The sequence below is a fragment of the Streptomyces sp. 7R007 genome, assembly GCF_054850255.1.
Genome location: NZ_JBTWMV010000027.1, coordinates 97,426 through 103,999, shown reverse-complemented (window position 1 = coordinate 103,999; position 6,574 = coordinate 97,426). Strand labels below are relative to the sequence as shown.

The 6,574-nt window shown below is 72.3% G+C and carries 8 protein-coding genes; 3 read left to right on the top strand and 5 right to left on the bottom strand.

Annotated features, from left to right (window positions below):
• Nucleotides 1–250 precede the first annotated feature (250 nt).
• Nucleotides 251–1,282: a medium chain dehydrogenase/reductase family protein gene (locus ACYF6T_RS29975; RefSeq protein WP_461700353.1), complete on the top strand. Its 1,032-nt coding sequence runs from the start codon at nt 251–253 to the stop codon at nt 1,280–1,282.
• A gap of 37 nt (nt 1,283–1,319) precedes the next feature.
• Nucleotides 1,320–1,784, top strand: coding sequence for an alpha-L-rhamnosidase C-terminal domain-containing protein (locus ACYF6T_RS29970; RefSeq protein WP_461700352.1), 465 nt, complete (start codon nt 1,320–1,322; stop codon nt 1,782–1,784).
• Here the strand turns inward: ACYF6T_RS29970 and ACYF6T_RS29965 are convergent.
• A complete protein-coding gene (locus ACYF6T_RS29965) occupies nt 1,756–2,682 on the bottom strand; it encodes an NADP-dependent oxidoreductase (protein WP_461700350.1) in 927 nt (308 codons plus the stop codon). The two genes, ACYF6T_RS29970 and ACYF6T_RS29965, sit on opposite strands and share 29 nt — an antisense overlap.
• 47 nt (nt 2,683–2,729) lie before the next feature.
• On the bottom strand, nt 2,730–3,368 hold the full coding sequence (locus tag ACYF6T_RS29960) for an HD domain-containing protein (protein ID WP_461700348.1): 639 nt from the start codon (nt 3,366–3,368) through the stop codon (nt 2,730–2,732).
• A gap of 135 nt (nt 3,369–3,503) precedes the next feature.
• Between ACYF6T_RS29960 and ACYF6T_RS29955 the strand changes: the two genes are divergently transcribed.
• A complete protein-coding gene (locus tag ACYF6T_RS29955; RefSeq protein WP_461700346.1) occupies nt 3,504–4,481 on the top strand; it encodes a GlxA family transcriptional regulator in 978 nt (325 codons plus the stop codon).
• Between the two features lie 82 nt (nt 4,482–4,563).
• On the opposite strand, the gene ACYF6T_RS29950 is transcribed toward ACYF6T_RS29955, so the two are convergent.
• The 3 genes from ACYF6T_RS29950 to ACYF6T_RS29940 all read right to left on the bottom strand — a co-directional run bounded on the left by ACYF6T_RS29950 (nt 4,564) and on the right by ACYF6T_RS29940 (nt 6,548).
• Complete coding sequence (locus tag ACYF6T_RS29950; RefSeq protein ID WP_461700345.1) at nt 4,564–4,908, bottom strand: DUF3140 domain-containing protein; 345 nt, start codon at nt 4,906–4,908, stop codon at nt 4,564–4,566.
• Between the two features lie 14 nt (nt 4,909–4,922).
• A complete protein-coding gene (locus tag ACYF6T_RS29945) occupies nt 4,923–5,168 on the bottom strand; it encodes a hypervirulence associated TUDOR domain-containing protein (RefSeq protein ID WP_461700344.1) in 246 nt (81 codons plus the stop codon).
• Between the two features lie 87 nt (nt 5,169–5,255).
• Entirely contained in the window at nt 5,256–6,548 is a 1,293-nt protein-coding gene (locus tag ACYF6T_RS29940) for an MFS transporter (protein WP_461700343.1), read from the bottom strand.
• Nucleotides 6,549–6,574 lie beyond the last annotated feature (26 nt).

Sequence of the window (6,574 nt, the reverse complement as noted above, 5' to 3'; positions counted from 1 at the left end):
CCCAGGCGCGCTCCTTGATCTCGGCCCGCACCTGGGCTCGGTAGCGCTCGCGCGGTGACTCCTTGCCCGCAACCGTCACGTACTCATCCCTTCTCTCGCGCTCACCGGTTCCGGTGAACCCGCCGGCAGCCGCACCGCACCCGCTCAGTTAGAGCCTATTACGGAAGTTCTTGACTGTCACACATCGGTCTGGTTATAACTTCTAACGAACGCGTCAGTCAGTAACTGACCGCAGATCGAGGAGGTCGTCATGAACGCCGGAGAAATGACGGAGATCGTGCTGCCGGGCAAGGTCGAGCCCGAGGGCCTGCAGGTCCGGCAGAGGACCGTCCCCGCTCCCGGGCCTGGACAGGTCCTCGTCCGCATGGAGGCGACCGGTGTCTCGTTCGCCGAGCAGCAGATGCGCCGCGGCCGCTACTACGACCAGCCGCCCTTCCCCTTCGTCCCTGGTTACGACCTGGTCGGCACCGTCGTCGCGAACGGGGACGGCGTCGGCGCCGACCTCGCCGGCACCCGGGTGGCCGCGCTGCTGAAGGTCGGCGGCTGGGCCAGCCACGTGGTCGTCGACGCCGCCGACGTGGTGCCGGTCCCGGACGGCGTCGGCGCGGCGGAGGCCGAGACCCTGGTGATCAACGGCGTCACCGCCTGGCAGATGCTGCACCGCAAGGCCCGCGTCCGTGCCGGGCAGACCGTCCTGGTCCACGGCGCCAACGGGGGAGTCGGCTCGGTCCTGGTCCAACTCGCCCAGGCCGCGGGCGCGACGGTGATCGGTACGGCGTCCGCACGCCACCACGCCGCTCTGCGGGAGCGCGGGGTGGCGCCGATCGACTACCGCACCGAGAACATTCCCGCCCGCGTCCGTGAACTCGCCCCGGACGGCGTGGACGCCGTCTTCGACCACGTAGGCGGCCGCAGCGTCGTCGACTCCTGGCGCCTTCTCGCGCCCGGCGGCACGCTCGTCTCCTACGGCACCGCCTCCACCCGCGACGACGAGGGCTCCAAGCAGTGGCCCGTGCTCAAGCTGCTCGGCCGGGTGTGGCTGTGGAACGCCCTGCCCAACCGCCGCCGCGCCTACTTCTTCAACGTCTGGGCCGGCCGCTCCCTCAGCCGCGGCCGCTTCCAGGCAAGGCTCGGCGCCGACCTCGGGGAGGTCTTCGCGGCCCTGCGGCGCGGCGAGATCACCGCCCAGATCGCCGCCGAGCTGCCCCTCACCCGGGTCGCCGAGGCGATGCGGCTGGCCGAGTCGGGCACGGTCGCCGGAAAGGTCGTACTGCGCGCATAGCGAGTCGCCTTGGCGCTACGCGTGTTGAACGTTCCATGTGCGTCGCAGGAAGCGCCTTCCCCAGACCGTCCCGCAGACAGACCCTCCTCACCGCCTCGGCCGCCACACCCGGGACCGCCACGGAATCACCCTCCGCCCGCCCCGCCGGACAACCGGTCCCGACCCGTTTCCGCTCTCCGACGTCCGGCTGCTGGAGAGCGCCTGCCGCCCGCGCCGACGCGTTGACGGCCGCTTCGGGCTCGTACCGCACCCCTGCGGTCTCGCCCGCACCGACTGGGAGCGCGGCGCGGACGGCTCCCGGCTGACCGTGGACGTGCCCGCGGGCAGCACCGCCGAGGTCCACGTCCCCTTCTCGGCGGGCGCACCCGCTGCGGACCACGGACACCGAGGCGGTCTACCGGGTCGGCAGCGGGCACTGGACCTTCCGCTCCACCGGCGTCGAGGCGCAGGCACAGGGGTGACGCGCGGCCTGCTCACTCCGGGGCGTCGGCGACCTGGATGATCGTCCTGCCGGCGACGCGCTGGGCGGGGTCGAAAGCGGCGGCCGCCTCGGCGAGCGGCCGCACCGCGCCGACCCGCACCCGCAGCCGCCCGTCCCGGACGCGCTGGGCGAGGTCGGCGAGGCGGGTGCGGTCGGGTTCGACGACGAAGAAGACCGCCCGCCCGTCCTCGGGCCGGACCGTGGGCGGGTGGGCGATGGTCAGGAGGGTGCCGCCGGGGCGTACCAGAGCCGCCGAGCGCCGGAGGACGTCACCGCCGATCACGTCGAACACCACGTCTACCTCGCCGGCGTCCTCCAACTGATCCTGGGCGAGGTCGAGGAACGCGTGCGCGCCCAGGGCCAGGACGGTCTCACGGTCGGCGGACCGGCCGGTGCCGATCACATGTGCTCCCGCCTCGCGGGCGAGCTGCACGGCGATCGAGCCGACGGCCCCCGCGGCGCCGTGGATCACGATGGTCTGGCCGGTGGCGATCCGCGCGTGGTCGAACAGGCCCTGCCACGCCGTGAGCCCCGAAATCGGCAGCGCGGCGGCCACCGTGTGGGCGACGTCGGCGGGCAGCGGGGCCAGGTTGCGGGCCTCCACGGCGACGTACTCGGCCAGCGAGCCGTTGCGGGCCCAGTCGGTCGGCCCGAAGACGCGCTGGCCGACGGTGAGGCCGGTCGTGCCGTAGCCGAGCTCCGCCACGACGCCCGAGACCTCGTGCCCCGGCACGCTCGGGGTGCGGTCGCGGCCGGCGCGATCGGTCCAGGTCGCCGGCCAGTCGAGCTCGCCGCGGGTGAATCCCGCGGCGTGCACACGTACGATCACGTCGTTTTCCGCGGCGTGGGGATGGGGCAGGTCCTCCAGGGACAGACCGGTGAGCCCGGCGGCACGGTCCCGGACGGTGATGGCTCGCATTCCTCTTCCTCTTTCCGACGGCTGGTTTCGTCTTTCCGGTGTTCGGTTCAGCTCGGCCACGCCGCTTCCAACACGCGGTCGACCATGCTCGTGCGGCGGTAGCCGGGAACGAAACGCTCCAGCACGTCCGCGTTGACGGTTCCGTACGCGGTGTCCGGCCGGTCTTTGAGCCCCTCGACGAACAAGTGCAGGAATTCCTTCTTGAACTCGCCGCGGGGATGTGCGGCGACGATCTCGTCCAGTGCCCGGGCGTCGACCGTGTCCAGCCCCCAGCCGACCGCGTCCGTCAGCACGCCGTAGTGGACGGCGGCCGTCTCCGGGCCCATCCGGCCGGGAATGCCGGGCGTCGTGTGCAGCGCGACCGCCGTCCAGACCACGTCGGCGGCGCTTCGCGAGAAGCCGTGGTCGAGCAGGAAGGCGCGCGCGTGGTCGGCCCCGTCCAGTTCGAATCGCTGCGCGGCGGGGGAGTAGGGGGACAGCAGGCCCGCGTCGTGGAACATCGCGGAGAGGTAGAGCAGCTCCGGATCGGGCGAGAGGCCGAGTTCGCTCGCGTGGAGGGAAGCGAACAGGAAAACGCGCCGGGAGTGGTGGAAGATCAGCTCGGGGACCGTCCGGCGGAGCTGGTCCGTGGCCTCGGCCACTGCCGTGGTCCGGGGGATCTCCACCCCTGCGATGATGTCGGCCATGACGTTCACGCTCTCGTTGGTGTAGGTGCCGAATGGGTCGGTGGGTCTGCCCTCTACGCTGCCGATCGCGCGGCGAACGCGCACCCGTGGTCCGGCCATGAACCACCCGAATCGAGACGTCCGAGGAAGGCAACCGTGAGTTCCAAGGCGCACCGGGTCGCGATCCTGGTCTACGACGGGGTGAAGCTGCTGGACGTGGCGGGCCCCGCGGAGGCCTTCGCGGAGGCGAACCGGCTGGGCGGCGACTACCGCATCGCCCTGGTCTCCGCGACGGGCGCCGACGTCACCTCGTCGATCGGCATCCGGATCGCCGTCGACACCGCTTACGCCTCCGAGCCGGGCCCCGACACGTTCGTCGTGCCGGGCGGCGACATCTTCCCCAGGACCGCGGTCGGGCGCGATCTGGTCGAGGCCACGCGGGAGCTGGCGGTCCGCTCCGGCCGGGTCGCGTCCATCTGCTCCGGAGCGTTCGTCCTGGGGGCCACCGGACTGCTGGACGGCAAGCGGGCCACCACCCACTGGAAGATCGCGCGTGAGCTGGCCGACCGGTATCCGAGGGCCCGCGTGGAACCGGACGCCATCTATGTGCGCGACGGCACCACGTACACGTCGGCGGGAGTCACCGCCGGCATCGACCTCGCGCTGGCCCTGATCGAGGAGGACCACGGCCCCGACGTCAGCCGGGACGTCGCCCGCGCCCTGGTGGTCTACCTGCAGCGCGCGGGCGGTCAGTCCCAGTTCTCGGCACCGTTGCAGGGCCCGCCGCCCCGTACGCCCGCCCTGCGCCAGATCGTCGACCTGGTCACGGCCGAGCCCGCGGGGAACCACTCCCTGAGCGAACTCGCCCGGCACCTCAACCTCAGCCCCCGGCATCTCACCCGGCTGTTCCGGGAGGAGCTGTCCACCACACCGGCCCGTTACGTGGAGTCCATCCGGTTCGACATCGCCAAGGCCCTCCTCGACCAGGGGCACACCGCGACCCAGGCCGCGTCCCTGGCCGGCTTCCCCAGCTACGAGAGCCTGCGCCGGGTCTTCGCCCGCGAGCTGTCCATCAGCCCCGCGGCCTACCGGCGCCGCTTCGCCACGGCGCGCCACGCCCGGGCGGAAGGGTGACGTCCGGACCGTGAGGGGCCGACGCCGTTGACGGAGGCGGCCGTTGCCCGATGCGGGGCTGTCCGGCGCCGGGGCGTCGCTCTCAGCCGGCGTGGTCGTCCAGCGGGTCGTGGCCCCAGTTCATCAGCGAGTGACGCCAGCGCGTGTCGCGGATGTCTCCCTTCGGGCGCTGCGCGAGGTGGCGGTGGATGTAGCCGTTGACCTTGCGCATGTGCGCGTAGTCCGCGTCGGTCAGGTCGCTCTTCTTCTTGCGCAGGATGTCCACGATCGCCCGGCCGGAGGCGTGCCCGGTCGACTCGCCGCCGTCCCTGTGCTGCCCCGCCTGCCGGGAGTCGTCGGTCGCGAGCCACTTCTCCAGGGAGGTGGGCGTCATGTTCACCAGATCGCGGAAGGTGTCCCAGGTCTCGCGCTGCTCGTCGTCGGTCATGCCGGCTCCGCCGCCTACTTCTTCTTCTTGAGGGCGGAGGGCTTGTGCACGGCCGTACGGCCGGACTTGTCGCTGCGGACCTCGTACTGCGGCTCCTCGGGTGAGGCGTCCACGGTGCGCCCGGCCGCCTTGGTCCGCTTGGTGATCTTCTTCTCGACGGTGCCGGAGGTCTCGCTGCCGTGACTGCTCCAGGCGACCTTGTCGCCCTTGGCCGGTTCCTTCCTTCGCGCGTTGCCCGAGGTGCCCTTGTCCTTCGCCATGGCGCGGTCTCCTTGTGCGTGGGGCTCGTACACGGTCATCCACCACCTTGACGGCGCCCGCAGGGGCCCGCATCTTCGCGGCCGCCGTCACGGCAGAGCGGCCTCCGAGGCGACGGGGCCGCCGCCCGGGTCGCTCGCGGCGTTCGCAGACGGTCGCCGTGCCGGGAGCCGCCGCACGGACGGGACGCACAGCAGCATCAGGGCAGCCGGGACGGCGATGACCGTCATCGCGTACAGGGTGGGCCGCACACCGAGCGACGCGGAGACCGGGCCGGCGAGCGCAAGGCCGAGCGGCATGAGCCCGGACGAGAGCAGGTAGTCGTAGGAACTCACCCGGGACAGCGCCTCTTGCGGCACGTGGGTCTGCAGCGCCGTCTCCCAGGTCACGAAGAACAGGGAGACGGCGACACCGGTGACCGCTTCGAGGAGCGCGATCCAGGCGACCGGTGCGCCGGAGCCGATGATGACCGCCTGGCAGGAGGCCACGGCGAGTGCCGCGGCGGCGAGCACCAGGGGACGCCTGGCCGTCAGCCGGTAGGCGCAGACGTCCCCGACGACGGAGCCGATCCCGAAGCCCGCGGTGACCACCGACCAGCTCGCGGCACCGTCCCACTCCTTCTCGGCCAGGACGGGCCCCAGCACGAACACCGACGGCAGGACGACGACGTGGTAGACCGCTATGGCCGCCATGCCGGACCACACCCAGCCGCGACTGCGCACCTGAACCCAGCCGGCACGCAGCTCACCGAGGAACGCCGTGCCGGTGTGGGGCCCGGCTGCCGTGGCGACGGTGTCGCGGGGCCGCAACCGGGCCAGGAACGCGGCACTGAGTGCGAACGTCACGGCGTCCAGGGCCAGGGCGCCGCCGGGACCGGCCAGCACCACGAGGCCCCCGGCGAGGGCCGGACCCACGACCAGCCCGGCCGACTGCACGAATCCCCGCAGGGCGTTGGCCTCGCGCAGCCGGTCGGGCCCGACGACCAGAGGCAGCAGCCCCGTGGAGGCCGGCATGAAGAAGGCGTCCGCGGTGCCGAACACGGCCATCAGCAGCACCAGATGCGGTACGGCCGCGACGCCGAGCAGCAGCAGGATCGCCGTCAGTCCCTGCGCGGCGCACCGCACCAGGTCCGAGACGAGCATGATGCGGTGGCGCCGGAAACGGTCCGCCCACACGCCGCCCACCAGCGTGAACAGCAGCGTGGGTACCAGCGCCGCGGCCGTCACGAGGCCGACGTCGGCGGCGGAGCCGCCCACCGAGAGCACCGCGAAGGGCACGGCCACGAACGACACGCGATCCCCCAGGACCGACAGGGACTGCCCGATGAACAGGCGGGCGAACTGCGGCTCTTCGCGCAGCACGGCGGGAAGCAGGGATCTCACGAGCGGCCGATCAAGGGCAGGAGGAC